22 protein-coding genes are annotated in these 24,591 nt (G+C 66.4%); 17 read left to right on the forward strand and 5 right to left on the reverse strand.

All coding sequences use genetic code 11. From position 1 onward, the window contains the following. Positions 1-29: 29 nt before the first annotated feature. Complete coding sequence (locus ACFWPH_RS21160; RefSeq protein WP_378753472.1) at positions 30-1,448, forward strand: amidase; 1,419 nt, start codon at positions 30-32, stop codon at positions 1,446-1,448. Positions 1,449-1,612: 164 nt separating this feature from the next. Here the strand turns inward: ACFWPH_RS21160 and ACFWPH_RS21165 are convergent, their stop codons facing one another. Beyond that, positions 1,613-2,539 (reverse strand): LysR substrate-binding domain-containing protein, encoded by a 927-nt coding sequence (locus ACFWPH_RS21165; protein ID WP_378753474.1) that lies wholly within the window; start codon positions 2,537-2,539, stop codon positions 1,613-1,615. Between the two features lie 158 nt (positions 2,540-2,697). On the opposite strand from ACFWPH_RS21165, the gene ACFWPH_RS21170 reads away from it, so the two are divergent. Beyond that, the gene (locus ACFWPH_RS21170; RefSeq protein ID WP_378753560.1) at positions 2,698-3,648 is read left to right on the forward strand and encodes a DMT family transporter; all 951 of its coding nucleotides are present in this window, start codon (positions 2,698-2,700) and stop codon (positions 3,646-3,648) included. A gap of 231 nt (positions 3,649-3,879) precedes the next feature. Here ACFWPH_RS21170 and ACFWPH_RS21175 read toward each other — a convergent pair whose 3' ends face one another. After that, positions 3,880-5,424 (reverse strand): acyl-CoA synthetase, encoded by a 1,545-nt coding sequence (locus tag ACFWPH_RS21175; protein ID WP_378753476.1) that lies wholly within the window; start codon positions 5,422-5,424, stop codon positions 3,880-3,882. Positions 5,425-5,755: 331 nt separating this feature from the next. Between ACFWPH_RS21175 and ACFWPH_RS21180 the strand changes: the two genes are divergently transcribed. From ACFWPH_RS21180 to ACFWPH_RS21215, 8 genes are all read left to right on the forward strand, one after another. After that, positions 5,756-6,370 carry a TetR/AcrR family transcriptional regulator gene (locus ACFWPH_RS21180; RefSeq protein ID WP_378753478.1) on the forward strand — a complete coding sequence of 205 codons (615 nt, stop codon included), beginning with the start codon at positions 5,756-5,758 and terminating at the stop codon, positions 6,368-6,370. 314 nt (positions 6,371-6,684) lie between these two features. Continuing rightward, on the forward strand, positions 6,685-7,164 hold the full coding sequence (locus tag ACFWPH_RS21185; RefSeq protein WP_378753480.1) for a VOC family protein: 480 nt from the start codon (positions 6,685-6,687) through the stop codon (positions 7,162-7,164). Next, complete coding sequence (locus ACFWPH_RS21190; protein WP_378753482.1) at positions 7,161-8,030, forward strand: mycofactocin-coupled SDR family oxidoreductase; 870 nt, start codon at positions 7,161-7,163, stop codon at positions 8,028-8,030. Before ACFWPH_RS21185 ends, ACFWPH_RS21190 begins: the two co-directional genes overlap by 4 nt. Positions 8,031-8,075: 45 nt before the next feature. Beyond that, on the forward strand, positions 8,076-9,299 hold the full coding sequence (locus tag ACFWPH_RS21195; RefSeq protein WP_378753484.1) for a DegT/DnrJ/EryC1/StrS family aminotransferase: 1,224 nt from the start codon (positions 8,076-8,078) through the stop codon (positions 9,297-9,299). An 89-nt stretch (positions 9,300-9,388) separates the two neighbouring features. Continuing rightward, entirely contained in the window at positions 9,389-10,111 is a 723-nt protein-coding gene (locus ACFWPH_RS21200) for an SDR family NAD(P)-dependent oxidoreductase (protein WP_378753486.1), read from the forward strand. After that, positions 10,108-11,010 (forward strand): aldo/keto reductase, encoded by a 903-nt coding sequence (locus tag ACFWPH_RS21205; protein WP_378753488.1) that lies wholly within the window; start codon positions 10,108-10,110, stop codon positions 11,008-11,010. The genes ACFWPH_RS21200 and ACFWPH_RS21205 overlap by 4 nt, the downstream gene beginning before the upstream one ends. Continuing rightward, complete coding sequence (locus ACFWPH_RS21210; protein ID WP_378753490.1) at positions 11,007-12,302, forward strand: LLM class flavin-dependent oxidoreductase; 1,296 nt, start codon at positions 11,007-11,009, stop codon at positions 12,300-12,302. Before ACFWPH_RS21205 ends, ACFWPH_RS21210 begins: the two co-directional genes overlap by 4 nt. Positions 12,303-12,308: 6 nt before the next feature. Further along, complete coding sequence (locus ACFWPH_RS21215; protein WP_378753492.1) at positions 12,309-13,682, forward strand: MFS transporter; 1,374 nt, start codon at positions 12,309-12,311, stop codon at positions 13,680-13,682. An 85-nt stretch (positions 13,683-13,767) separates the two neighbouring features. On the opposite strand, the gene ACFWPH_RS21220 is transcribed toward ACFWPH_RS21215, so the two are convergent. Beyond that, positions 13,768-15,027 (reverse strand): cytochrome P450, encoded by a 1,260-nt coding sequence (locus ACFWPH_RS21220; protein ID WP_378753494.1) that lies wholly within the window; start codon positions 15,025-15,027, stop codon positions 13,768-13,770. Between the two features lie 315 nt (positions 15,028-15,342). After that, positions 15,343-16,248, reverse strand: coding sequence for a TetR family transcriptional regulator (locus ACFWPH_RS21225; protein ID WP_378753496.1), 906 nt, complete (start codon positions 16,246-16,248; stop codon positions 15,343-15,345). Positions 16,249-16,375: 127 nt separating this feature from the next. Here ACFWPH_RS21225 and ACFWPH_RS21230 point away from each other — a divergent pair, with 127 nt between their 5' ends. The 3 genes from ACFWPH_RS21230 to ACFWPH_RS21240 are packed head-to-tail and all read left to right on the forward strand — an operon-like array spanning position 16,376 to position 19,349. After that, positions 16,376-17,584 carry an acyl-CoA dehydrogenase family protein gene (locus ACFWPH_RS21230; protein ID WP_378753498.1) on the forward strand — a complete coding sequence of 403 codons (1,209 nt, stop codon included), beginning with the start codon at positions 16,376-16,378 and terminating at the stop codon, positions 17,582-17,584. 11 nt (positions 17,585-17,595) lie between these two features. Continuing rightward, entirely contained in the window at positions 17,596-18,603 is a 1,008-nt protein-coding gene (locus tag ACFWPH_RS21235; RefSeq protein ID WP_378753500.1) for a phosphotransferase family protein, read from the forward strand. Beyond that, positions 18,600-19,349, forward strand: coding sequence for an SDR family NAD(P)-dependent oxidoreductase (locus ACFWPH_RS21240; protein ID WP_378753502.1), 750 nt, complete (start codon positions 18,600-18,602; stop codon positions 19,347-19,349). The genes ACFWPH_RS21235 and ACFWPH_RS21240 overlap by 4 nt, the downstream gene beginning before the upstream one ends. A 133-nt stretch (positions 19,350-19,482) precedes the next feature. Here the strand turns inward: ACFWPH_RS21240 and ACFWPH_RS21245 are convergent, their stop codons facing one another. Beyond that, on the reverse strand, positions 19,483-19,896 hold the full coding sequence (locus ACFWPH_RS21245) for an IclR family transcriptional regulator C-terminal domain-containing protein (RefSeq protein WP_378753562.1): 414 nt from the start codon (positions 19,894-19,896) through the stop codon (positions 19,483-19,485). A gap of 89 nt (positions 19,897-19,985) precedes the next feature. On the opposite strand from ACFWPH_RS21245, the gene ACFWPH_RS21250 reads away from it, so the two are divergent. From ACFWPH_RS21250 to ACFWPH_RS21265, 4 genes are read left to right on the forward strand one after another with little or no spacing between them, the layout of a single operon-like run. After that, on the forward strand, positions 19,986-21,074 hold the full coding sequence (locus tag ACFWPH_RS21250) for a FecCD family ABC transporter permease (protein WP_378753504.1): 1,089 nt from the start codon (positions 19,986-19,988) through the stop codon (positions 21,072-21,074). After that, positions 21,074-21,892 carry an ABC transporter ATP-binding protein gene (locus tag ACFWPH_RS21255; protein WP_378753506.1) on the forward strand — a complete coding sequence of 273 codons (819 nt, stop codon included), beginning with the start codon at positions 21,074-21,076 and terminating at the stop codon, positions 21,890-21,892. The genes ACFWPH_RS21250 and ACFWPH_RS21255 overlap by 1 nt, the downstream gene beginning before the upstream one ends. Beyond that, positions 21,889-22,899 (forward strand): ABC transporter substrate-binding protein, encoded by a 1,011-nt coding sequence (locus ACFWPH_RS21260; RefSeq protein WP_378753508.1) that lies wholly within the window; start codon positions 21,889-21,891, stop codon positions 22,897-22,899. The genes ACFWPH_RS21255 and ACFWPH_RS21260 overlap by 4 nt, the downstream gene beginning before the upstream one ends. Beyond that, positions 22,896-24,173: an MFS transporter gene (locus ACFWPH_RS21265; RefSeq protein ID WP_378753510.1), complete on the forward strand. Its 1,278-nt coding sequence runs from the start codon at positions 22,896-22,898 to the stop codon at positions 24,171-24,173. The genes ACFWPH_RS21260 and ACFWPH_RS21265 overlap by 4 nt, the downstream gene beginning before the upstream one ends. Positions 24,174-24,591 lie beyond the last annotated feature (418 nt).

A 24,591-nucleotide genomic window follows, 5' to 3' on the forward strand; every position in this document is an offset into this window, starting at 1 on the left:
CCTCGACACCCATCTCCGAGGAGACCTGCATGGATTCCCTTTTCGACGACAACGATATGACCGGGCTGGCTGCCGCGATCAGTCGCGGTGACGTGTCGGCCCGGGAGGTCGTCGAGTTTTCCCTGGCACGCCTGGAGGAACGCAACCCGGCCGTCAACGCCGTCGTCGCCACGCGCGCCGGGGAGGCGCTGGCCGAGGTCGATGCCGGGCTGCCCGACGGCCCGCTACGCGGAATACCTTTCCTTATCAAGGATCTGCACGCCGACGTTGCGGGCATGCCGACCACCAACGGTTCGCGACTGTTCGCCGGCCGAGTCGCGCAGCGCGACAGCGAACTGGTGTCTCGATATCGGCGCGCCGGGCTCGTCGTCATCGGCAAAACCAACACCCCCGAGTTCGGTCAAAACGCCAGCACCGAACCGGTACTGTTCGGGCCGACCCGCAACCCGCGCCGCCTCACCCACGGGGTGGGTGGTTCGTCGGGCGGCTCGGCGGCCGCGGTCGCGGTCGGCATCACGCCGGCCGCGCATGCCGGCGACGGCGGCGGCTCGATCCGGATCCCGGCGTCCGCCAACGGGCTCGTCGGTCTCAAACCGTCCCGCGGGCGGATGCCCGCCCGCACGCCGCTGGCCGCCCCGTTGGGGGTCGAACACGCGATCACCCGGAGCGTGCGGGACTCCGCGCTCCTGCTCGACCTGACCTCCGGCCCCGCGGCGGGAGCGTCCATCGGCATCGCGCCGCCGGTGCGCCTCTACGTCGACGAGATCGGCGCCGATCCCGGCGCCCTCCGGATCGGCATTGTCACGACTATGCCGAACGGTGAAGCGGTGCACGCCGATTGCGCTGCGGTGGCGTCCGGCGCGGGCGCGATGCTCGAGAAGCTGGGTCACCGCGTCGAAGCCGCGGATCTCCGGTTCCCGCAGGATGCCCTACTGGCTGTAATGCAGTATCTGATGGCCGCTCCGATGTCGGTGCAGATCGAGCACCGCCTCGCCGAACTCGGCCGTGGCCTGAGCGACCACGACCTCGAGACGCTGCCGCGGGCGCAGTACGAGCGCTGTAAGTCGCAGTCCGTCACCGACCTGTCCTTCGCCTACTCGGAACTCGACCGGGCCGCGCGGGAGATCGGGCAGTTCTTCGTCGAGTACGACGTGTTGCTCACTCCGACCCTCGGTAGCCCCACGCCCGCGCTGAGATTGCTCGACGCCATGGACATCGACGCGATACGGAAGTACGGCGGCATCTACAGTGCCCTGACCAGCCCGTTCAACACAGGCGGCCAGCCTGCGATCTCCCTTCCGCTGGGCGAGGATTCGACCGGGCTGCCGCTCGGCGCGCAACTCGTCGCCGCGCACGGCCGGGAGGACCTGCTGTTCCGGGTCGCCTCCCAACTCGAGTCGACATGCCCGTGGAGCACCGCCCCGGTCTGGCCGGCGACCGTCGAATAGCACCGGCGGAGCGACGAGGACCGCGGCAGGTGAGTGCGGCGTTCGTCGACGTCCTCCGTGCCGTCCGGTCACTTCGTGGCGTGCCACACGTCCGGACATCTTGCGACGTCCTCCGCCCGACACGAACAGGCCTGTCCACTGCAGGGGCAGGCTGCGCGGAGGCGTCATGCTCCCGGTGAAGTCGTCGAACCGGGCGCGATTTCGGCGAACGCGTCACCAAGTGCGGCCAGCCCGGCTCTGACCGTGGGTCTGTCGTTGTCGCTCCGGGACAGGGCCAGCACCTCGCGGGACAACACCGGCTCCGTGGTGACGATCCGGACATCGTCCGGCGTAGCCAGGCCCGCGAGCCGCGGGATAAGAGCGGCAGCAAGTCCGCGCCTGACGAATTCGAGGTGGGTGGCGAAATCTGCGACCCGGAAGTCGATGCGGGGCTCCACACCGTGCGCGCGCAACGACTGCGCGAGCCAGTCGTGGAATTCGGTGCCCTCGTTCCACGCCGCCCACGTGATACCGCTCAACTCGTCGAGCCGCACTACCGCCCGCTCCGCCAGCGGATGGTCCGCGGGCAGTGCGAGGTCCGCGACGTCCTGGTGGAGGAAGTCGGTCTTCACATCCCGTGGGAACTCCATCGGCAGCGTCGACCAATTGTCCACGACGGCCAGGTCCACTTGCCGGCGCAGGACCCGGGGAATCATGACTTCCGCTTCACCCTCGGTGAGCGTGATGTCGAGTTGCGTATACCGGTCGCGCAGCGTGGCTACCGCCCGTGGTAGGACGGTGCGACTGGCGGAGACGAACGCTCCGAGCCGCAGCGCGCCGACCACATCGCCGTGCAGGGAGGCAACCTCGGACTCGGCCCGCTCCAGCCGCGAGAGGATGTCGTGTCCACGGTGCGCGAGCAGCGTGCCTGCGTCGGTAAGTCGCACACCACGTCCCTGACGTTCGAGCACTGTGATGCCGAGCTCCTTCTCCAGGCGACTCAGCTGCTGTGAGACGCCGGAAGGGGTGATGTGCAAGGCGGCTGCGGCCGCTGCCAATGAGCCCAATTCGGCGACCATGCAGAGCGTGCGTAGCCGTTCCACGTTCATCATCTTCCGAGTCCATCATGAATACATGACAGATGCTGATGAGAATCCAACAAAACACTTTACTTGTGCTCACGTATTCGCGATTCCACTATGGCCAGGTGACATTCATCCCCCTGCCGAGGGCGGCCGAACCCGGACGACGTCCAGCGCCCCCCGGGCATATCGGGTCCGGCGCAGGCCTCCTCTCTGCTCAGTCGGCACCTGAGAAGAGCCTTGATCCCCGATGGACTGCGGTTGGTGGTGCGGCCGTGTTGTCGCTCACCGCCGCGTTCACCAAGCTCGCCGATACGACCAGTGCCACCACTGTGTTCTACCGCTGCCTGATCGCCGCCGTTCCGCTCGCGTTTCTGGCCATGCGAGAAATCAGCAGGCGCGGCGCCCCGGAGCATGGCGACATGGGTCTGTACGTGCTGGCGGGCGCGCTCCTCGGAATCGACTTCGCCACGTGGACTCAGTCGGTCGCGATGGTCGGGGCAGGGATCGGGACCGTCCTGAACAATGCGCAGGCACTGGCGGTGCCGTTGCTGGCGTGGGTTTTCTTCCGGGAGCGGATACCGATGCGATTCGTGATCGCACTTCCCGTGATGTTCGCGGGACTCGCGATGGCCGGCGGTGCCCTCGGCGGAGACAGCTCGGCAGACGGCAGCCCCCTCGTCGGAACCGCACTGGGCCTGGTGTCCGGTATTGCCTACGCGGGCTACATCGTGATCGTCGGAAGCATGCGCAGCGGGAGCAGACCCTACACGCAGGTGCTGGTCTCGACGGTGGCTGCGGGTGTGGTCGGCACAGCGGTCGCCACAGTGTGGGGCGGAATCGACATCGCTCCTGGTCTCGAGTCGATCGGCTGGCTCGTTGCGCTCGCGCTGGGCGGTCAGATGCTGGGGTGGCTTCTCATCGGCACTGCGCTGCCTGCACTCTCCGCTCCGGTCGGGGCGTCGCTACTTCTGCTGCAGCCCGCCCTGGCTGTGCTGATCGCGATGGTGCTGCTGCATGAGCGCCCGACGTCCCTGCAACTAGTCGGCTGCGTGTTGGTCGTCGCGGTCGTCGGTGCCGTCTCGATGTCGCCGCGTCCCCGCCGCGGCGGGGGATTACCTGTCCTACCGGAGCGATAGCGACACAGAGCCACGAACCTCGAAGTCTCATCTGCCCTGTGTTCATTCACCACCAGCGAATCGTTGCGCGCGGCGGCGCTGCGACCGCCAACGCCTGCTTCTTTTGCCCCGAATCTCGTTGCGGCAGAGCTCGGAGCCCGCGGAACGGCCGGTGGTGTGGTGCACCGAAGCGCCGTTGATCTGCCGCGACGCGGCCGATTGCAGGCACCCACTGTTCGCATCCCGCCCGTTCTACGTCAGCGCGCGCAGTGCGGCGTCGCGGAGGTCGTGCTTCTTGACCTTGCCGGTAGCCAGGCGCGGCAGGCTGTCGCAGAACTCGAATGTCCTGGGAACCTTGTAGCGCGCGAGGTGCTCGCGGACATGCGCGCGGAGGATGTCGGCGGTCGCCTCATCGGCCGTCACCCCGGGATCGAGTTCGACGACGGCGTGGACGTACTCACCCATCTCGGGATCCGGAAGACCGAACACCGCGACGTCCGTGACCTGCGGGTGCGCCGACAGGCACGACTCGATCTCGGCCGGATAGATGTTCACACCGCCGGAGATGATCATGAACGACTTGCGATCGGTGAGGTACAGGTAGCCGTCCGCGTCGACGTATCCGACATCACCGACCGTTGACAGCCGTGGATTGTCCGGGTGTCGGGAGTCCTCGGTCTTGTCCGCATCGTTGTGGTATTCGAACGGCGCGCTGTCCCGCTCGAAGTACACGGTCCCGATCTGGCCTGCGGGAACCGGCCGGCCCTCGTCGTCGCATACGACCGGGGTGCCGAGCACGGCGCGGCCGACCGAACCCGGGTGCTCGAGCCACTCGGTCGCAGTCAGGAACGTCATACCCATTCCCTCGGTGCCCGAGTACAACTCGCTGACGATCGGTCCGAGCCAGTCGATCGTCGCACGCTTGACGGCCGGGGGACACGGCGCGGCGGAATGCAGGAAATCCTGAAGCGTTGACACATCGTAGGAGGTGCGTTCGGTATCGGGCAGCTTGAGCAGGCGCACCATCATCGTCGGTACGACCTGCGTGTGGGTGATCGAGTACTTCTCGATCGCGGCGAGGAATTCGCGGGCGTCGAATCGTTCCATGAGCACAACGGTCGCCCCGAGCGCCTGGGCGCCCGCCGCCCACTGCAGGGCGGCCGAGTGGTACATCGGTGCGGGGACCAGGTAGCGGGACTCCTCGCTCATCCCGAGCAGCGACTTCGCGAAGTATCCGACGTTCATCCCGCGCGGGTCGTCGATGGTGATTCCCGTGAGAGGTCGACGAATACCCTTGGGGCGACCCGTCGTTCCCGACGAGTACAGCATCATGTCACCGCGCGGTTGCTTCGCGAGCGGCACCGCGTCGAACTGCGCCATCGACTCCTCGTAGGACGCGAAGCCTTCGACGACACCGTCCATCATGAACAGGTGTGGGCTCTCGGCCAGCTCGTCGACCACCGATGTCGCGAGCTCGGCCAACCCATGCGTGGTGACGAGTAGTGACGCCGCCGAGTCCGTGACGATGTAGGCGGCCTCCTCGGCTGTGAGGTGCCAGTTCACGGCTGTGATGTAGAGGCCGGAACGAACCGCCGCCCAGTAGACCTCAGGGTAGCGGGGGTGGTTCTCGGCGAGAATCGCCACGTGGTCACCGGGGCGCAGACCGAGCGCGTACCACTGCTGGGCAAGCCGGTTGGAGCGGTCCTCGAGTTCTCGGTAGGTTACCATCTCGCCGGTGGGTGCGAAGACGATCGCCGGTTGTTCGGGTGCGGTTGCCGCATGAATGCCTGGGTACATCGCGAGAGTCTCCTGGGTTGTCCGGGGCGCGTGGAGGGTGTGTTGCCGATGAAGGCACGCGATCGGCTCTACATCTAGAGAACGGGTCTTCGCTTGTCCACCCAGGTCTCGATCATCGGGAACCCGCGGTCGCGGGGCGCTCCGTAACAGGTTCCGCTGAGCGAAGCGGCGGGCGAGGATGTCGTCGAGGGCTTCGGCGGGGTAGAAGACAGTAGCGCCTGGTCGGGATCGGCGGCGCGCTGGACCCGCTCGTGGATGCGGATCCCGGCGGCATGGCGCACGGCCGGCCGGGAGGGAGATGTGGCCGTATTCGGTGCACTAAACTGTGCCGGTGGCAGTTGAACGAACGGCGGTCGAGTCGACGGCCGATGGACGCAAGTCCGAGATCCTGTCCGCGGCCGCTGAACTGTTCGCTGCCCGCGGGATCGATGCGACATCGGTGCGCGAGATCGGCGACAAGGTCGGACTCAACCCGGGCGCCCTCTACCACTATTTTCCATCCAAAAACGCCATTGCCAACGAACTCATCACCGGTTACCTGACGGATCTGCTGGCCGACTACCGGGCAGCAGGGCTCGACGAACTCGATCCCCGGGCCCGCCTGAAGGCGATCGTCGACGTCTCACTCGCCACGGGTGCCGCGCGTCCCGGCGCCACGAAGGTGTACCACACGGAGTTCGCGAATCTGCGTACGCTGCAGGACTACTCGGAAGCCCGCGAGCTCACCGCCAGTATCCAGCGACTCTGGCTCGATGCCATCGAGGCGGGCAAGGGTGCCGGCGTCCTCCGAACCGACATCCCGTCCAAGGTCTTCCATCGCTTTCTGCGGGACGCCGTGTGGTTCAGTGTCTACTGGCGTAAAGCCGACGACCCCTACCCGCTCGACGAACTCTCGGAACACTGCATCTCCCTGTTCCTCGACGGTATGGCATTGCGGAACGGGTAGCGAAAGGCCGTCCTTCACCCGCCACGGTTCGAGAGCACCGCGTCGGCTGTCCAAAGTTGGCCCTGTAGGCGGCCGGCGTGGTGCTTTCCACGCGACGAACTGCACTTATGGTCCGCCGCGTCCGCCTCTTCACCGGCGACACACTGGTGCTCATACTTGATACCCGTGCGATTGAACGATCATTCAATTAAGTTCCCGGGCGGCTGAATTTCAACGGATTCGGATCATAAGGTTGCAAATTCGGATGGTTTGAACGATCATTCAAATCATCGCCTGAATGGGCGTGGCGAGGAACAGGAAGGACCTGGAACCCGATGATCCCGGTCAGTGCTCACGGTCTGGACCTCGATTTCGGACGGCTGCACCACGTAGGCATCGTTGTCGACGACATCGAGGCGGCAGCCGAGCACTTCGCCGAGGTCTACGGGCTCACCGTGTCACTGGCCGACGAGTCGGAGTATCGGTGCCGGATCGACGGTATGGCGCATACGACTGTCCAACGGCTGGGGCTCACGGTGGAGGGTCCGCCCCATATCGAGCTCCTGCGCACGGTGCCCGGTTCATCCGTATGGCAGCCGACTCCGGGGGTTCACCACCTGGGTTTCGTGGTCGACGATCTGGCGTGCGCCTCCGCGGAACTCGAACGGCGTGGATCACCGCTGTGGATGGGCGGTCTGCACGGCGACAAGTGTCCGTTCGGCACCGCGTATCACCGGGACCGGTTCGGCGTGACGGTCGAACTACTCGATCGCCGCACCGAGGCACGCCTGGCTGCGCGATTCTTCGACAAATGAAACAACTCGGTGCGAGGCCGTCGACCGGCGGCGTCGAACACCTCGAAACTGGTGGTGGTGAAAGCGTGAGAATGCAGGGAAAAGTCGTACTGGTCACCGGTGCCGCCCAGAGCCAGGGCCGCAATCATGCGGTCGAGATGGCGAAGGAGGGGGCCGACGTCATAGCGGTCGACTCGTGCCGTCAGCTCGACATCGTCCCGTACCGTATGGGTACTGATGACGCGTTGGCCGAGACCGCGCGCATGATCGAGGCCACCGGTCGTCGCGTATATCCGGCGCGAGTCGACGTCCGGGACCGTCGCGGCCTCGAGCGGGCGATCGAGGACGGTGTCGCGCAGCTCGGTGGGCTCGACATCGTGGTCGCCAACGCCTCGATCTGCACCGTGCAACCGCACCACGAGGTGACCGACGAGATCTGGCAGACCACCATCGATGTCAACCTGACCGGCGTTTGGAACACCTGCGCGGCATCGATCCCGCACCTGGACGCCAACGGCGGCGGGAGCATCGTCATCACCGGCTCGACGGGCAGCACCGTCGGCCTTCCCTTCTACACGCCGTATGTCGCGGCGAAGCATGCCCTGACCGGTCTGTGCCGCTCGCTCGCACTCGAGCTGTCCCAGAGCAATATCCGGGTGAACATGATCAACCCCACGGGCGTGGACACCCCACAAGGGCACTCGAAGGTGCTCCCACAACTGCTCCAGGACCGACCTGATCTCGCGCCGATCTTCGCCAACTCGTTGCCGGCCGAGCGCATCGAGGTATCCGACGTCACCCACGCGCTGATGTATCTGGCCTCCGACGACGCCCGCTACGTCACCGGCATCGCGCTTCCGGTAGACGCCGGTTCGACCATCCGCTGAACCCTCGCCGGCCGCCAGATGGCGCGCCCTCATCGAAGGAGAGAAATGACCAGGGTCATCTATGCCCGCAGTGTCCACGACGAGCGTGAAGTCCAGGCATGTCTGGAAGTGCTCCGCGGTGGACCGTACGCGATGAAAATCGGCAAGAACGTCGCCGAGATGGAGCGCAAGGTCGCCGAGCTCTACGGTAAGAAGCTGGGGCTGATGTGCAACTCGGGTTCCTCGGCACTGTACCTGGCACTGGAGTTGCTCGAACTGCCCAAGGGCTCGGAAGTGATCACCTCCCCGCTGACCTTCTCGACCGATGTGTCGCCGATCGTCCGGGGCGGATGGATCCCCGTATTCGCCGACGTCGAGCCCGACACCTACAACGTCGATGTCACAAAGATCGAAGCGCTGGTCACGGACAAGACCAAGGCGATCCTGGTGCCGAATCTCGCCGGCAACGCCCCGGACTGGGACGCCATTCGCGATATCGCCGACCGGCACGGTCTGAAGGTGATCGAGGACTCCTGCGACTGCATCGGAACCACCTTGCGTGGCACCAAGACGGGTACCCGCTCCGACATCACCGTCACCAGCTTCGCGATGTCGCACATCATCACCTGCGCGGGCAACGGCGGGATGGTCTGCCTGGACGACGAGGCACTGCGCGACAAGGGGCTCATGCTGCGCCGTTGGGGTCGCCGCTCCGAGCCGCACCTGTTCGGGTCGCAAGCGGCCCGAACCGGTCGTGTCTTCCGCGAGGACCTCGACGGTGTCGCCTACGACAACGACTTCATCTTCGATGTGCTGCCCTGGAACTTCGAGCCGTCAGAGCTCGGCGCGGCATTCGGCCTGGTGCAGCTGAGCAAGCTGGACATCAATTACAAGCGCCGGCACGAGATCTTCGACGCGTTCTCCGCCGCGTACGGTGCCTACCCGGAACTGTTCCGGCTGCCCAAGCCACTGGCCGACTTTCACACCGCGTGGCTGTGCTATCCGGTCACGATCCGCGAAGACGCCGGCTTCGAGCGCGCGGACCTCCAGCAGTCACTCGAGAGTGCGGGTATCGATACCCGCACCGTGTGGAGCGGCAACGTGACTCGCCACCCGATGATGCGCAACGTCGAATACCGAATCCCTGCCGATGGCCTGCCGTATGCCGACGAGGTCTTCGAACGCGGTATGACGCTGGGCATGAGCCACGGAATGAGTGACGAGGAACTCGATCATGTCGTGGCCGGCATTCATGCCTTCGCCGCCCAGTACGTGCCTGCCCGCGGCTGAGGTGGAAGCGCGGCCGCCGACGGACGGGCCGGCATACCGTCGGCGGCCGTTGAGCCAGTTCACGACAGCTCCGACGGGAGGACTTTCTCATGACAGCACGACACGCAGTGGTGACCGGCGGCTCGAGTGGAATCGGCGCGGCTGTTGTCGAACGGCTCATCGAACGGGGGCTGATGGTCAGCGTGTTCGACCTGACCGCACCTGTTGACCCACGCGAGGACGTGCGGTACTTCGAGGTGGACGTGACCGACCGGGACGCGGTGGAGGCTTCGACGGCCGAGGCCGCCGCACGCGGGATCGATCCCGATGCCCTGGTGACCAGCCACGGAATCCGTGGTGCGTTCGCCCCCGCGCTGGATCTGGATCCGGACAGAGTCCGACGGGTCTTCGACGTCCACGTGATGGGAACGCTCATGGTTGCGACCGCATTCGCGCGGCCGCTGCTTGCCCGGCATGCTTCCGGGTCGATCGTGACGGTGTCCTCGACCACCGCCTACGGCGGGTGGGAGCGGCAGGCCGACTACGGGACGGCCAAGGCCGCGGTCGGGCAGCTGACCCAGAACCTGGCGATCGAGTGGGCTCCCCGCATCCGTGTCAACAGTGTCGCGCCCGGCCACACCTCGACGCCGATGGTCCAGGAGATGATCGACCAGGGCTACGACGTCTCCCGGATCGAGCAGCGCAGTCCGCTCGGACGCCTCTGCCGACCGGCGGAGATGGCTCTATCGATCGAACATCTGCTGCTCGACGCCAGCTTCGTCACGGGAGTGCGTATGCCCGTCGACGGCGGATGGACGGCGGTCGGAAAATGAGCACTCGCGCAATGCTGCGCCGGCTCGGTGATCTCCGGGTACCGGCCATCGGGTTCGGATCCATGACGATCACTCAGCTCCCGGGCTACGACGTGGAACGCGGGCGGCGAACCGTGCACGCAGCGCTCGACGCCGGCATCCGGCTCTTCGATACCGCCGACGTCTACGGGCCCGCCGGCGGCGGTGACGGCGTCAACGAGCTCGCGCTCATCGATGCGCTGCGGAGCTGGCCGGGCTCGCTCGACGATGTCATCGTCGCTACCAAGGGCGGCCACACAAGGTTTCCCGAAACCGACACGTGGTGGGTCGACGGCAGCCACAAGCATCTGCGCAAGGCGTGCATCGCATCGATCGGCCGGCTGGGCCTGGATCCGCTGCCGCTGTACCACCATCATCGCCCCGATCCGAGGTTGCCGTACGAGGAGTCGATACTCGCACTCCGCGCACTATGGGAAGAAGGCCTGGTGATGCGGGTCGGGATCTCGAACGTCGACGTCGGGCAGATCGACACGGCGCACCAGATCCTCGGCGACACCCTGGTGTCGGTCCAGAACGAGTACTCGCCGGCTTGCCGAACCGCGGAAGCGGAGATCCGGGCATGTGAGGAACGCGGGCTGGCCTTCCTGTCGTGGGCACCCTTCGGGGGGATGCGGCACGCCAAAACACTCGGCGGCGCGGCATCACCCTTCGAGGAGATATCCACGCGACGGGGGATCAGTGTCCACCGAGTAGCCCTGGCCTGGCAGCTCCACCGATCTCCGGTGGTGATACCCATCCCCGGCGCCTCGCGACCGGAGTCCGTCGTCGATTCGTTCGCCGCGACGGAACTGAACCTGGATCCCGACGAGCTCGCTGCGCTCGATCCAGCACAGCTGTCGCGGAAGGAAACACGATCATGAGCAGGAAGATGCATCTCGCGCTGTTTGCACAAGGCGTCGGGGTCGCGCAATCGGTGTGGCGTTCGCCCCGCACCAGTCCGGAACGCATGCATGGCCTCGCCCACTGGGCCGGTATCGCGGCAACCGCCGAACGTGGCCTCTTCGACGCGATTTTCGTCGCCGATGCGTTGAATCTTTCTCCGGCGATCGCCACCGACGCGACCGACCGCCCCGATCCCGTCGCAGTACTCTCCGCACTCTCCGCCGTCACCGAGAGAATCGGGTTGATCGGCACGAGTTCGACGACATACAACAACCCGTTCACCGTCGCCCGCCAGTTCGCGACCCTCGACCATCTCAGCAACGGCCGGGCCGGCTGGAACGTGGTGACCACGGCCATCCCGGCTGCGGCGCAGAACTACGGATCAGCACGGCTGCCCGACCACGAGGATCGCTACGCACGAGGCGAAGAGTTCGTCGACGTCGTCAAAGCCCTCTGGGATGGGTGGGACGCCGACGCCATCGTCGCCGATCGTGAATCCGGCAGGTGGACCGACGAGGACAAGATTCACCGCATCGATCACACCGGCGACTTCTTCGATGTCGCAGGACCGCTGACCATTCCACGGTCACCTCAGGGACAGATTCCGCTGGCCCAGGCCGGATCGTCGCCGACCGGTATGAAACTGGGCGCCCGCGTCGCCGACCTCGTGTTCACCACCCAGCACAACGTGGACGAGGCCGTAGATTTCGCGAACGGTATGCGCGCGCTGACGGCAGCGGCGGGACGCCCCGAGCACGCGGTGAAGGTCTTGCCCGGCATCACGCCCATCATCGGCGAGACCGACAAGGCAGCCCGCGATCTCGCCATCGAACTGGGCTCTCACATCGCTGAGCAGACCACACTCACATTCCTGAACCAGGCCTTCGGCGATATCGACCTGACCCGCTTCGACCTCGACGAGCCATTCCCCGACCTGCGCGAATCACTGCCGCGCAACGCGGGCACCTCCCGCCCGGAACTGTTCACCGAGATCGCGCTTCGCGAAGCGCTGACCGTCCGTCAGCTCGCCCAGCGTATCGGTCTCAGCATCGGTCATCGAACCGTCATCGGCTCCGCCGATACGGTCGCCGACGATCTGCAGCGATGGTTCGACAGCGGTGCCGCGGACGGATTCATCGTCCTGCCCGCCGATCTGCCGGTGGGGCTCGAGGACTTCGTAGACAACGTCGTGCCCAGGCTGCAGAGGCGGGGACTATTGCGCACGCAATATGCCGGGCACACCCTCCGCGACCACATCGATGAATGCTGAGTTCACATGAAGAAAAGCGAATACACCGCGAATTCCCCGGCGAGGTCGAGCCGCGTCGGGCCGGCGGACGAGGGTGCGGAAAAACGCAGACAGCTACGCCGGGTAGCACTGTCGAGCCTGCTCGGCACGGTCATCGAGTACTACGACTTCCTGCTCTACGGCACGATGGCGGCCCTCGTCTTCGGCACGCTGTACTTCCCCAGCTCGAGCGGGGCAGTATCGACGATCGCAGCCTTCGGTACCCTGGCCGCGGGATACGCCGCCCGCCCGGTGGGCGGCATCCTCTTCGGCCACTTCGGTGACAAACTGGGCCGGAAATCGACGTTGATCGTCTCGATGACGCTCATGGGCGCAGCCAGCTTCCTCATCGGAGTTCTGCCCACCTACGACCGGATCGGGGTGCTCGCCCCGATCCTGCTCGTGACGCTGCGGGTAGTTCAGGGCATCGCGGTCGGCGGTGAATGGGGTGGGGCTGCCCTGATGGTCATCGAAAGCGCCGAACCGCACCGGCGGGGCACGTGGGCAGGCATCATGCAGATGGGCTCTCCACTGGGGGCACTGTCCTCCACGGCCGTAGTGGCGCTGGTGACAACACTTCCCGACGACAGTTTCTACTCCTGGGGCTGGCGGGTCCCCTTCCTGCTCAGCGCGTTGCTGCTCGCCGTCGGCCTGTACGTGCGTCTGAGCGTGGTGGAGAGCCCGGTGTTCCGGGAGGCGACCGAACACGCGCCGCTCGAGACGAAGAGGAGAATCCCCGCGCTCGAGGTACTGCGGCGACCACGCTCGCTCATCCTGGCCTGCGCTGTCGGCATCGGACCGTTCGCGCTCACGGCGCTGGTCAGTTCGCAGATCCTGGCCTACGCGAAGGGCATCGGCTACGAATCATCCGATGTAGTCCGCACGCTGTTGCTGACTTCCGGATTGGTACCGCTGCTCTTCATCCCGCTGTTCTCGGCGTTGTCGGACCGGCTCGGCAGGCGCCCGGTGAGCCTGCTCGGGGCGGTCGGGGCTATCGCGTTCGCCTTCCCGCTCTACGCGATGGTCGACACCGGGTCGCTCGTCCTGTTGACCGCCGGCCTGGCGTTCGCACAGGTGCTCCAGGCCGCGATGTACGCGCCGCTCGCCCCCATGTTGTCGGAGATGTTCGGAACCGGTGTCCGCTACACCGGTGTGTCCATGGGATACCAGCTCGCCAGCCTGATCGGCGCCGGTTTCACCCCGCTGATCGCCACCTCGCTGGTTGCGGCCGGTGACGGTTCGAGCCGGCCGCTGAGTATTCTCATCATTGTCGGAGCGGCCATCACCCTCCTCGCCCTCTCGCGGCTCTCCGAGAGTCGTGGACGCGATCTCACCGCCCTCATCTCCTCGTCCAAGGTGTGATCAGGGCTTATGGCCCGACTTCCCCTCCGACGCCTTTTTCGGTGGTGGCGCCGGTGACCACGGCGGTGCGCTGGACGGACATGGGCTAGATTGTCAGCGGCGCGGATTCGGGAAAACGCACCGGCAGTGCGGTCAGTGCTCGCTGGAAAGCCCCGGGCCGCCAGGTGAGCTCTTCGGCCGGGACGGCGAGGCGGACTTCGGGGAGGGCGTCGAGCAACTGGTCGATTGCCTCCTGCGCCATCAGGTAGGCCACCTCCTTCGCCGGGCACGTATGGGCCCCGATGCTCCATGCGAGGTGGGCCCGGTTGTCGGTGTACTCCCCGGTATCGATCGCCGGATCGTTGTTGCATGCGGCGATGCTGATCATCACCGGTTGATGCGCGGGTAGCCAGACCCCATCGATCAGGATCGGCTGGCGGGGGAAGGAAACCGCGTAATTCGCCACCGGCGGATCGGTGAACAGCACCTCGTCCAGGGCGTCGCGCGTCGACAGGCTCCCGCCGATTATGCCGCTCGCGAAGCGCTCGTCGGTGAGTATCAGCCGCAGAGAATTGATGATCAGGTTCTGCAGCGGTTCGATCCCCGCGCCGTAGAAGCTGTACACGTTGTGCAGCATCTCTTCGTCGTCGAGGTTCGCCGAGTCATGCACCATCCGGGTGACGACGTCGTGACCGGGTTCGTGCTTCTTCAGGGTCACCAGATCGGCCATGGCCTGTTCCAGCATGGCGTTTCCTTCGCCGGCGGCCGTTGTCGATCCTTCGATCATTGTCGCCATTCCGGCCGCCGCACGTCGACTGATCTCGGCCGGGCAACCCAGAATGTCGTTGATGAGCGCGAAGGTCAGTGGAAACGCATACTGCTCGATGAGTTCCGCCGAACCGGTGGTGCAGAAAGCGTTGATGAGCGGTAGCGCGACCCGTTCGACTCGGTTGTGTAGCGAGAACAGATCGACCCCGTTCACCCCGGCGACGGTTGCCTGCCGGTAACGCGCGTGCACGTGGCCGGAGTTCCGGACAGCCGACGGACGCCATTCCAGAAGAGGGAGCACGGGACAATCACGGGGGACTCCTTGCTGCCAGGTACGGGAATCCGCCGGGAAGTGCTCCGGGTCGTTGAGAATGCGTACAGCTGTGTGATAGCCGACGACGAGTGTTGCCGGGACGCCGGGAGCCAACTCGACCGGTACCAAAGAGCCGTATCGGCGGCGCATTTCGTGATAGGCGCGATGGGGTTCCTGGGCGATCTCCTCGGCGTAGAACGGAATCCGCGGCCCGTCGCTGCTCTGCGGTGATCCGTGGATGAGCGGAAGTGCGGTGGGCTGAGCCTCGGGCAGCGGCGAAATCAACTGTGTCACTCCATATACGCAGGTGGATGTGGCGCACGGAAGCAGCTCTTGCCGACACCGCCGGAACGCCCGAGGCGAGACTAATCGAGGAAGCCGCCCGGCTTGAACCGACCGCCCGGAATTGATCACTTCGTTGCGTTATCGGCTGGGCAAAACCCTTCGGCCTGGCCGGTGTGGGCAAGCTACGACCTGGCCACCGGGGAGCAGCACTGGTGCGTCGCTCTGAGGTGTCCTGCGCCTCCACCAGCACCTCGGCGACCGCACGATACTGCGAGGAGCACACCACGGCCTCGTCCGAGGCTCCCGCGGCACCGATTACGTGGTGTCGGATTCATGCGTCCGAATCCCGAGTAGGTCCAAGGCGAATCCGGCGTACTCGGCAGCGATCTGTTCGGGTGTCGCGGGTCCGTCGAGCCGGAACCATTGTGGTAGTGACGTGCACATTGTCGTGATGGCACGGCCCGCCATCCGGGCTCGGGAGGTGGTCAGGTTCGCCTTGTTCAGGGCGGTGTCGATGTCCTCGTCGAGGATGTACTGGAGTTCGTTGCGGGAGTGGGTGATCCGCTGCCGATTGTCCTGGGTCAAGCTGCGCATTTCGCTGGCTCCGATGAAGGCGAGTTCGCGGCGGTGGGTGTGGAAGAGGGCGAGTGCTTCGACGACGTGGGATAGGCGGGCTCGTCCGGTGTTCGCCTCGCGTCGTGCTGTGCGTACCCGCCAGTGCAATTCGTTCATGGTCAGGTCGAGTGCGCGTACCAGCAGTTGTTGTTTGTCGCGGTAATGGTGGTACACGCCGGGCACGCTCATGCCGGCGCGGCGGGCGATCGAACGCATGGTGGCACCGTGGTAGCCGGTTTCTACGAAGGAGGAGATAGCGGCGGCGAGTACCGGGTCGATATCCAGTGGTGGGAATTTCCGCCAGTCGTTGTTCGGCCCGGCGTCCGGTTCGGTCATGGTCTCGCGCCGGCCGCTCGGTCGGGGAGTGCCATCGGGAGCGGGCGATTCCTGTTCGCCGACCAGCCAGGCCACGGTGGTGCCTAGAACGGCCGCCAATGCGCGCAGTCGCGGGATGGATATGCCGGTCTTGTCGTTCTCCACGGCACTGAGGGTGGCGGGGCTGATCTCCAGCCGCTGTGCGGCCGCCCGCAGCGAGAGGCCTGCCGCGATCCTGGCCTGCCGCACTCTCGCTCCCGCGCTGTGCCGATCCTCGTTCGAATCATGCATGATGTTCAGCTTAACTGAACAGTCGGTCCCTATCCTGACCTGTAATTGACAGCGTCAATCCAGGCATGTCACGCTGCTGGCATGGTGGTGGCCGAGCGATCGTTCGGCGAACGAGATGGAGGAGCCTGTGGCGATTGATCTGTCCCTTCCCGGCGAAGTGCAAGCGCTTGTCGATCGGACCCGTAGCTTCATCCGCGAACACGTCGTTCCGCTCGAGGACACGCACGACGGTGATATCGCCGCGGCCGGTGGTGACGAGTTCCGGGTGGAGTTGCAGCGGGCGGCCCAGGATGCGGGAGTATTCGCGCCGCATGCGCCGGTCGAGTACGGCGGGCACGGCCTGGGAATGTCGGATCGTGCGCCGGTCTTCGAAGAGGCGGGGTATTCCCTGTTCGGGCCGACGGCACTGAATATCGCCGCGCCGGACGAGGGCAATGTGCATATGCTCGCACATATCGCGAACCCGGAGCAGAAACAGCAGTACCTCGCGCCGCTCGCGCACGGCGAGGTGCGATCGGCGTTCGCGATGACCGAGCCGGCTCCCGGCGCCGGGTCGGACCCTTCCGCGCTGGCCACTCGTGCGGTCCGGGCGGAGGGCGGTTGGCGGATCAACGGCACCAAGTGGTTCATCACCGGCGCGGACGGTGCGGGTTTCTTCATCATCATGGCGCGCACTTCCGGCGAGCCGGGGGAGCGGGGCGGTGCGACGATGTTCTTGGCCCCGGCCGACACCCCGGGCATCCGGGTGGGGCGGCATCTCGACACTCTCGACCGGTCGATGGTCGGCGGTCATTGCGAGGTGTTCTTCGAAGATCTGCTGGTTCCGGACGATGCGGTCCTGGGCGAGGTCGACCGCGGTTTCGAATATGCGCAGGTGCGCCTCGGCCCGGCCCGGATGACGCATGTGATGCGGTGGCTCGGCGCCGCCCGTCGGGGCCATGATGTGGCGGTGGCCCAGGTGGCCCGGCGCGAGGGATTCGGTTCGAAACTCGGCGATCTCGGCATGATCCAGAAGATGGTCGCCGATAACGAGATAGATATCGCTGCCACCCGCGCCCTGCTGACCCGCGCCTGCTGGGAACTCGATCGCGGCGAATCCGCGGGTAATGCCACCTCGATCGCGAAGACCTTTGCCGCCGAGGCGATCTTCCGGATCGTCGACCGCAGTATGCAGATGTGCGGTGGTCTCGGAGTTTCCGGTGATCTGCCGCTGGCGCGGCTCTCGCGGGAGGTGCGCCCGTTCCGCATCTACGACGGGCCCTCCGAGGTACACCGGTGGGCGATCGCCAAACGCACGGTCGGCGCCGCCAAACGCGCACTGCGGGACAGCGAATGAACCTACCCGGGATGGACGTCGCCGCCCTCGAGCGGTTCCTGCGCGAGCAGGGGATCGAGGTGCGCGGCGAACTCCGCGTGGAACTGATCAGCGGTGGCCGCTCGAACCTGACCTTCCGCGCGGCCGACGACCACTCACAGTGGGTGGTGCGCCGCCCACCGGTGGCCGGTCTCACCCCGTCGGCCCACGATATGGCACGCGAATACACGGTGACCGACGCGTTGCAGCATTCCGCGGTGCCCGTGGCGAGAACGATCGCGTTCGATGCGGAAGGCACCGTGCTCGGGGCGCCGATGACGATCGTCGAATTCGTCGAAGGGGCCGTGATCCGTGATCAGGACGATCTCGCGGCGCTCAGCGACGAGCAGATCGAGGCCAGTGTCACGGAGCTGGTGCGGGTGCTCGCCGAGTTGCACGCGGTGGATGCCGCGGCGGTGGGCCTGGAGAAGTTCGGTCGCCCGGCCGGATTCCTCACCCGCCAGGTCAACCTCTGGGCCTCTCAATGGGAACGGGTCAAAACCCGCGATCTCGCCGATGTCGCGGCCCTGCACGCGGCGCTGGTGGAGGCGGTGCCCTCGGAATCGGCGGCTTCGATCGTGCACGGTGACTACCGCATCGACAACACCATCCTCGACGCGGCCGACCCCGGCCGGGTGCGCGCCGTGGTCGACTGGGAACTGTCCACCCTCGGGGATCCGCTCACCGACGCCGCGCTGATGTGTGTGTACCGGACGCCGATCTTCGACCTGGTCCTCGGCTCCCGGGCCGCCTGGACCAGCGACCGGATGCCCGCACCCGACGTGCTCGCCCAGGCCTACGCCACCGCCTCGGGTCGCGATCTCGGCCACTGGGGCTTCTACCTCGCCCTCGCCAATTTCAAGCTCGGCGTGATCGGCGAAGGGATCACCCACCGGGCACGGCACGGCTCCGACGCGGGTGCGGCCGCCGGGCGGGCGGCCGAGGCCACCCCCGAGTTCATGGCGGCCGGGCTGCGCGCGCTGAAAGGAATCCGGAAATGACCGGCGGCACCACGAAAACCGCACTCATCAGCGGCGCGACCCGCGGAATCGGCCTGGGGACAGCGACACTGCTGGCCCGGCGGGGCTACGCGCTGACCCTCACCGCACGCGATGCCGAACGCCTCGACGCGGTCGGCATCGAGCTGCGCGCGGCCGGCGCCGCCGATATCGTGACGGTCGCGGCGGATATGGCCGACAGTTCCGGGATCGAACGGGTGTTGGCCGCACATGCGCAGCGCTTCGACGCCATGTCCGCGCTGATCCTCAACGCCGGAGTCGGTTCCGCCGGCCCGCTCGCCGATGCCTCGATGCGCCGCTTCGACAAAACGCTCTCCGTGAATTTGCGCGCCCCGGTGCAGCTCATCCAGGGTGCGCTGCCGATGCTGCGGGCCGGTGCGGCGATGGACCCGGGACACGGCGCGAGGGTGATCGCACTCGCGTCGATGGCCGGGGTGTACGCCGAGGCCGGATTGGCGATTTACGGTGCGGCGAAGGCGGCGCTCATCTCACTCATAGCGACACTGAACGCCGAGGAATCATCCAACGGTGTCACGGCCACCACCATCGCGCCCGGCTACGTGGACACCGATATGAGCGCATGGATCCACGACCGCATCCCACCCGAACGGATGCTGGCCGTCAGCGACGTCGTCGAGATGGTCGACGCGCTGCTGCGGCTGTCCGCCCGCGCGGTGGTACCGAATATCGTCATGTCCCGCGCTGGAACCGACGGCTACCACGCATAGTACGACCGCTTCCCGCCAGTTCGATGAGCCCCGGGTTCCGGCCGGCCCGCGCTGCGGTTTCGAGGAACCGAGGCCAGTTGCCTGCCGTCACGGCTACGGGTCACATCACGCCGGACAACGATTACAACCCACGTCAGAACCCCTGACTCAGGTGGGCCGGATGTACATCCGATCCGATGGCGGCTGCGCAGGCACGCAGTCGGTGGGAGATCTCACCGGTTTCGTCCCATCGTTCGTATTCGCCGGTATGCGTGCATATATCGAGCCCGGCCACGACATCGCCGCGGCGATCGCGGACCGGTATCGCGAGGGTGCCCAGGCCTGCGTCGAGTTCACCGCTGGAGCGGCACCAGCGGTTCCCCCGGATCTCCTGGAGTTGTTTCCGCAGGTCTTCTTCCGAGGGGAAAGTCCGGGCGGGCTTGCCCCGGTAGGTGTCCGAGGCGAGGAATGCCTCGAGCTCCTGTTCGGGAAGCCGGGCGACTGTTCCCGGACAGGCCCGTGAATACCCGCCGGAACTGCTCGCCGCGATAGGCCGCCGAGCCGCCAGGAACTGGTTGCCACTCCTCCACGCAAATGGTAATGATTATCACTACTGATAACTGAGTGGAAGTGTGTGCGTTGGCGGCGAATCCTGCGGTGGCCCCCCGGAGCGGAGAAGTAGCCGTTCCGGAACGCCTGCGACGGTGGCAGACCCGGACCGGGACCGCGGCGCTCGTCGTGCTGCTCGCGGTTGTGCTGGCGGTGTCGATACTGGTGGCGATCGGGCTCGGGTCCGCATCGATCCACCCGGCCGAGACCGCCCGCTTCCTGTGGGCCTCGGTGACCAACGGGACTGTGGACGCCGGCGAAGCGACCCGATATCAGATCGTCTGGCAGATCCGCACGCCGCGCGTGCTGCTCGCCGCCGTCGTCGGCGCCGGCTCGAGCCTCGCCGGCGCGGTGATCCAGGCACTGGTCCGCAACTCCCTGGCGGACCCGTACATCCTCGGTGTCTCCTCCGGCGCCTCCGTGGGGGCAGTGTCGGTGTCGCTGTCCGGGGCGTTGGCCGGCCTCGGAATCTACGCCGTCTCGGCCGGCGCCTTCCTCGGCGCTCTCGGTGCGACGGCGCTGGTGTATGCGGTGGCCTACCGCCGCCTGGGGGTGACGCCGCTGCGGCTGGTGCTGACCGGGGTGGCATTGGCGTTCGGATTCCAGGCCGTGATGAGCGTGCTGATCTACTTCGTGCCCGGCACCGAGGCGACGAGCACCGTGTTGTTCTGGACGATGGGCTCGTTCGGTGCCGCGACCTGGGGTTCGCTGCCGGTGGTGGCAGTGGTCTTCTTGGTGGGCGGCGCGCTGCTGTTGCGGTACAGCCGTGTACTGGACATCATGTCGCTCGGCGACGAGACCGCCGCGAGCCTCGGCGTGGATCCGGCGGCGGCACGCCGAGCCCTGTTCGCGACGACCGCGGTGATGACCGGGGCAATGGTGGCGGTCAGCGGCACCATCGGCTTCGTCGGCCTGATCGTTCCGCATATCACCCGGATGCTCTCCGGCGCAGGGCACGCGCGGTTGCTGCTGATCGCGCCGTTCGCCGGGGCGATCCTCACGGTGTGGGTGGACCTGCTGGCGCGGACCGTGGCCGCTCCGCGCGAACTCCCGATCGGCGTGTTGACGGCATTGATCGGGGTCCCGGTGTTCATCGTCCTGATGCGCCGCAGAGGTTACGTTTTCGGAGGCGCGTAGTGCAGGTGCGGATTGCCGATCTCGCGGTGACGATCGACGGACGCGAGATCGTCGAGGGTGTGGACCTCGAGGCCGCGCCGGGCGAAGTCGTCGGCCTCATCGGGCCCAACGGGTCCGGGAAATCTACGATATTGCGTTGTCTCTACCGCGCGCTCGCACCCAGTGGGGGCACCATTCGCATCGGTGCGCAGGATCTCGCGGCCCTGTCGCGACGCGAGTCCGCGCAGCGGGTCGCCGCTCTGACCCAGGAAAGCGGCACTGAGTTCGATTTCACCGTCGCCGAGGTCGTCGCGCTGGGCCGGGCGCCGTTCAAATACGGCAACCAGCCACTCACCGCGGCCGAACACGGACTGTGCCGCGCGGCGATGGCGCAGATGGATATCGCGCATCTGGCGCATCGCGGCATACTCGGCCTCTCGGGTGGTGAACGGCAACGCGTGCTCGTGGCGCGGGCTCTGGTGCAGCAGCCCCGGATCCTCATCCTGGACGAACCGACGAATCACCTGGACCTGAGGCATCAGATCGAATTGCTCGGATTGCTGCGGACCGCGGCGCCGACCGTACTGGTTGTACTACACGACCTGAATCTCGCCGCCGCGGCCTGCGACCGGATCGGGGTACTGGCCGGTGGCCGGCTGGTGGCGGTGGGGCCGCCACCAGAGGTGCTGACCGCCGAGCGGATCGCCGAGGTGTTCGGTGTCGATATCGCGGTGGTCGCGCATCCGCTGACCGGCGCACCGCAGATCCTCTACACGCTTCCGGGCACACACGAGCCCGTGGCCACGACGGATACGAACACGAAAGAGCCGACACGATGAAGGCGAACAAGACCGGCTTGCCCCGGTACAGAGGTGCGATTCTGCTGATCACCGGTGCATTCCTGCTGGCGGCGTGCGGCGCGCAGGTCGATGGCGCCGGTGACGCCGGGCGTCGCACGACGGTGCAGCGTTGCGGCGAGGCGGTGGAATACACCCTGCCGCAACGCGCGGTGGTCTACGAAGGAGGTAGCGCCGACAAGATGTTCTCGCTCGGACTGGCCGACCATGTGCACGGCTATGTGCTGCCGCCGGCGAATCCGCCGGTGAGTGAATCGCCCTGGGCGGCCGACTACGAGAAGGTCGAATTCCTGAGCGCCGATCTGCTCAACCGGGAACTCGTGGTCGACGCGAAATCCGATTTCGTTGTCGCCGGGTGGAACTCGGGATTCTCCGATTCGCGCGGTATCACCCCCGAAATCCTCGACACCCTGGGTATCCAGAGCTTCATGCACGCCGAATCCTGCTTCAACTATCCGGGTTTCCCCGAACGGCACACACCTTTCGAAGGCCTCTACACCGACCTCGAGCGGCTGGGACAGATCTTCGGTGTCGAGGATCGCGCGGCCGACCTGATCGCCGGTTACCGCGACCGCGTCACCCGGGTACAACAGCAGGCTCCGGCCGGGAAGCCGGTAAAGGTATTCCTCTACGATTCCGGCACCGATAAACCGTTCACCGCCGCGAGGCAGGTGCCGCCGACCGATATCATCGAGTTCGCCGGCGGGGAAAACGTTTTCGGTGATGTCGACGCCCGCTGGACCGAGGTGAGCTGGGAGGCGGTGGTGGAATCGGCACCGGAGATAATCATCATTCTGGAATACCAGGACGCTCCGGCGCAGGAGAAGATCGATTTCCTTGAAAACAATCCGGCCACGGCATCGCTTCCGGCTGTGGTCGGTGACAATTTCTTCGTCCTCGATTACAACGAAGCCATTTCCAGCCCGCGCAATATCGACGGGCTGGAGAAGTTCGCCGCATATCTGCGCGATCATGTAGCGGCCGGATGATCGACGATCCGGTGGACATCGCCGCCGCAGCGGCAGGATCGTCGCCGGCGCCCGAACCGGAGAAGCCCTGCGAGCACCCGATATCCGATTCACGGATGGTCGGCGCGCTGTGGCTCGTCCTGGCAGCTGCGATCATCGGTCTGTTCCCGTTCACGATCTATTCCACGTTCCTGGTGCCGATCGCGGCCACGGCCCGGGCGCCGGAATCGGGGATCGGGTTCCTCCGCGGGCTGGGTGGTCTGGCCGCGCTGGTTGCGGGAGTAGTGGTGGCGCCGTTGCTGGGTCGATGGTCGAAGCAGTACGTCGCCGTCGTCGCACTGATCCTGCTCGCCGCGGCGAGCGTCGTGGCCACCACCGGCACCTTCGCCGCGCTCACCGTCTTCTGCCTCGGCATCGGCATCGCGACCGCCCTACTCACGCCGGCCCTGCTGACGCTGGCGACCGCACGGTTCTCCGGCCCCGGGAACATCGGCCGGGCGGCAACCATGGTTACCGCGGTCCAGTCGCTGGCCGCGGTCTGTGCCGGGCCGGTCATCGGCGCAATGGGGTCGTGGCGCGGCTGGCAGGGCGCGCTGTTGATCACCGCGGCGGTGAGTGTGCTGGTCGCGGTGGGATTCCTGCGCGCCCGGGTGCACCGAACCGCTCCGCCGGCGCCGGCGGTTTCGCTCGGATACCTCGCGTCGTTCCGCGCCCTGCGGGCCCAGCCGGACCTGCTTGCGCTCATCACCATCGCCGGATTACGCACCACCTCGTTCATGGGATACCTGGCGTTCCTCGCGGTGTTCTACAGTGACCGATTCGAGCTCACCGCCTCAGCGTTCACCCTGGTGTGGACGCTGAGCGGCGCCGCGTTCTTCCTCGGAAACTATCTGACCGGCCGCTGGGTACGCGATCCCGATTCGGTGATCGGACGCCACCCCGCCCCAGTTCTCACGGCCGGCCTGCTCGGCGCGCTGCTCGCGGTACTCGGAGTTTTCCACACCACCGCGCTGCTGCCCGCGCTGGCCGCGACCGCCCTGATGGGGTTCGGTCATGCTGTGGTGGCGGCACAGGTGACCACGTCGATCGCCCGCCGCAGCGGCGACCTGTCCGCGACCGCGTTCAGCGTGAATGCGGCCGGTATGAGCCTGGGAGTGTTCGCGGGATCGGTACTCGGCGGTCTCGGGCTCGCGGCCGGGGGACATACCGGTCTCGCCCTGGCATTGAGCGTGCCGACTGTTCTCGCGTTGTCCCTCGTCCGCGCGACGACAAGAACCGTGACGCGACGCGAGTGACGATAGCCCGGGGGTGCGCGTTCACCCACGGTCGGCTGTCGTAGCGATCGGGTGCGTGGGCAACAGTGGTCGAGTTCTCGAATGCATGCCGACGTTTGTCGAACTCGCCGGCCAGGGCCTTGGTGTGCTCGTGCAGATCGACCGCGGCCGGCCATGTCCGCACATGGCGGACTGGAGCCGGTGGGGTGGGTGCCTCTGGGCGGTCCGTCTCCTGGGGAGGCGTGCTGCCGTCGGTCGGAGGGTGTCACCGGCGTGCGAGCAGAAACAACGGAGTGATCGAAAAGAGCACCTCCGGCAGGCGCACCCAGGGCTTGCGCCGCGATCTAGAGTCTGTTTCATAAGCTGCGGCCGGATAACCACAGGTTGATCGCGGCGACGCGGACGGTTGCCAGGTAGCGGACAGCGAGTTTGTCATACC

Origin of the sequence: Nocardia sp. NPDC058499, from assembly GCF_042719915.1 — a bacterium.
In the GTDB taxonomy this organism is placed as follows: domain Bacteria; phylum Actinomycetota; class Actinomycetes; order Mycobacteriales; family Mycobacteriaceae; genus Nocardia.

Coding starts and splice junctions, on each gene's coding strand:
- ACFWPH_RS21190 (WP_378753482.1), top strand. CDS start 7,161: ATGAAACAACTCGGTGCGAGGCCGTCGACCGGCGGCGTCGAACACCTC.
- ACFWPH_RS21200 (WP_378753486.1), top strand. CDS start 9,389: ATGACAGCACGACACGCAGTGGTGACCGGCGGCTCGAGTGGAATCGGC.
- ACFWPH_RS21215 (WP_378753492.1), top strand. CDS start 12,309: ATGAAGAAAAGCGAATACACCGCGAATTCCCCGGCGAGGTCGAGCCGC.
- ACFWPH_RS21260 (WP_378753508.1), top strand. CDS start 21,889: ATGAAGGCGAACAAGACCGGCTTGCCCCGGTACAGAGGTGCGATTCTG.
- ACFWPH_RS21240 (WP_378753502.1), top strand. CDS start 18,600: ATGACCGGCGGCACCACGAAAACCGCACTCATCAGCGGCGCGACCCGC.
- ACFWPH_RS21185 (WP_378753480.1), top strand. CDS start 6,685: ATGATCCCGGTCAGTGCTCACGGTCTGGACCTCGATTTCGGACGGCTG.
- ACFWPH_RS21235 (WP_378753500.1), top strand. CDS start 17,596: ATGGACGTCGCCGCCCTCGAGCGGTTCCTGCGCGAGCAGGGGATCGAG.
- ACFWPH_RS21175 (WP_378753476.1), bottom strand. CDS start 5,424: ATGTACCCAGGCATTCATGCGGCAACCGCACCCGAACAACCGGCGATC.
- ACFWPH_RS21205 (WP_378753488.1), top strand. CDS start 10,108: ATGAGCACTCGCGCAATGCTGCGCCGGCTCGGTGATCTCCGGGTACCG.
- ACFWPH_RS21160 (WP_378753472.1), top strand. CDS start 30: ATGGATTCCCTTTTCGACGACAACGATATGACCGGGCTGGCTGCCGCG.
- ACFWPH_RS21210 (WP_378753490.1), top strand. CDS start 11,007: ATGAGCAGGAAGATGCATCTCGCGCTGTTTGCACAAGGCGTCGGGGTC.
- ACFWPH_RS21225 (WP_378753496.1), bottom strand. CDS start 16,248: ATGCATGATTCGAACGAGGATCGGCACAGCGCGGGAGCGAGAGTGCGG.
- ACFWPH_RS21165 (WP_378753474.1), bottom strand. CDS start 2,539: ATGATGAACGTGGAACGGCTACGCACGCTCTGCATGGTCGCCGAATTG.
- ACFWPH_RS21265 (WP_378753510.1), top strand. CDS start 22,896: ATGATCGACGATCCGGTGGACATCGCCGCCGCAGCGGCAGGATCGTCG.
- ACFWPH_RS21195 (WP_378753484.1), top strand. CDS start 8,076: ATGACCAGGGTCATCTATGCCCGCAGTGTCCACGACGAGCGTGAAGTC.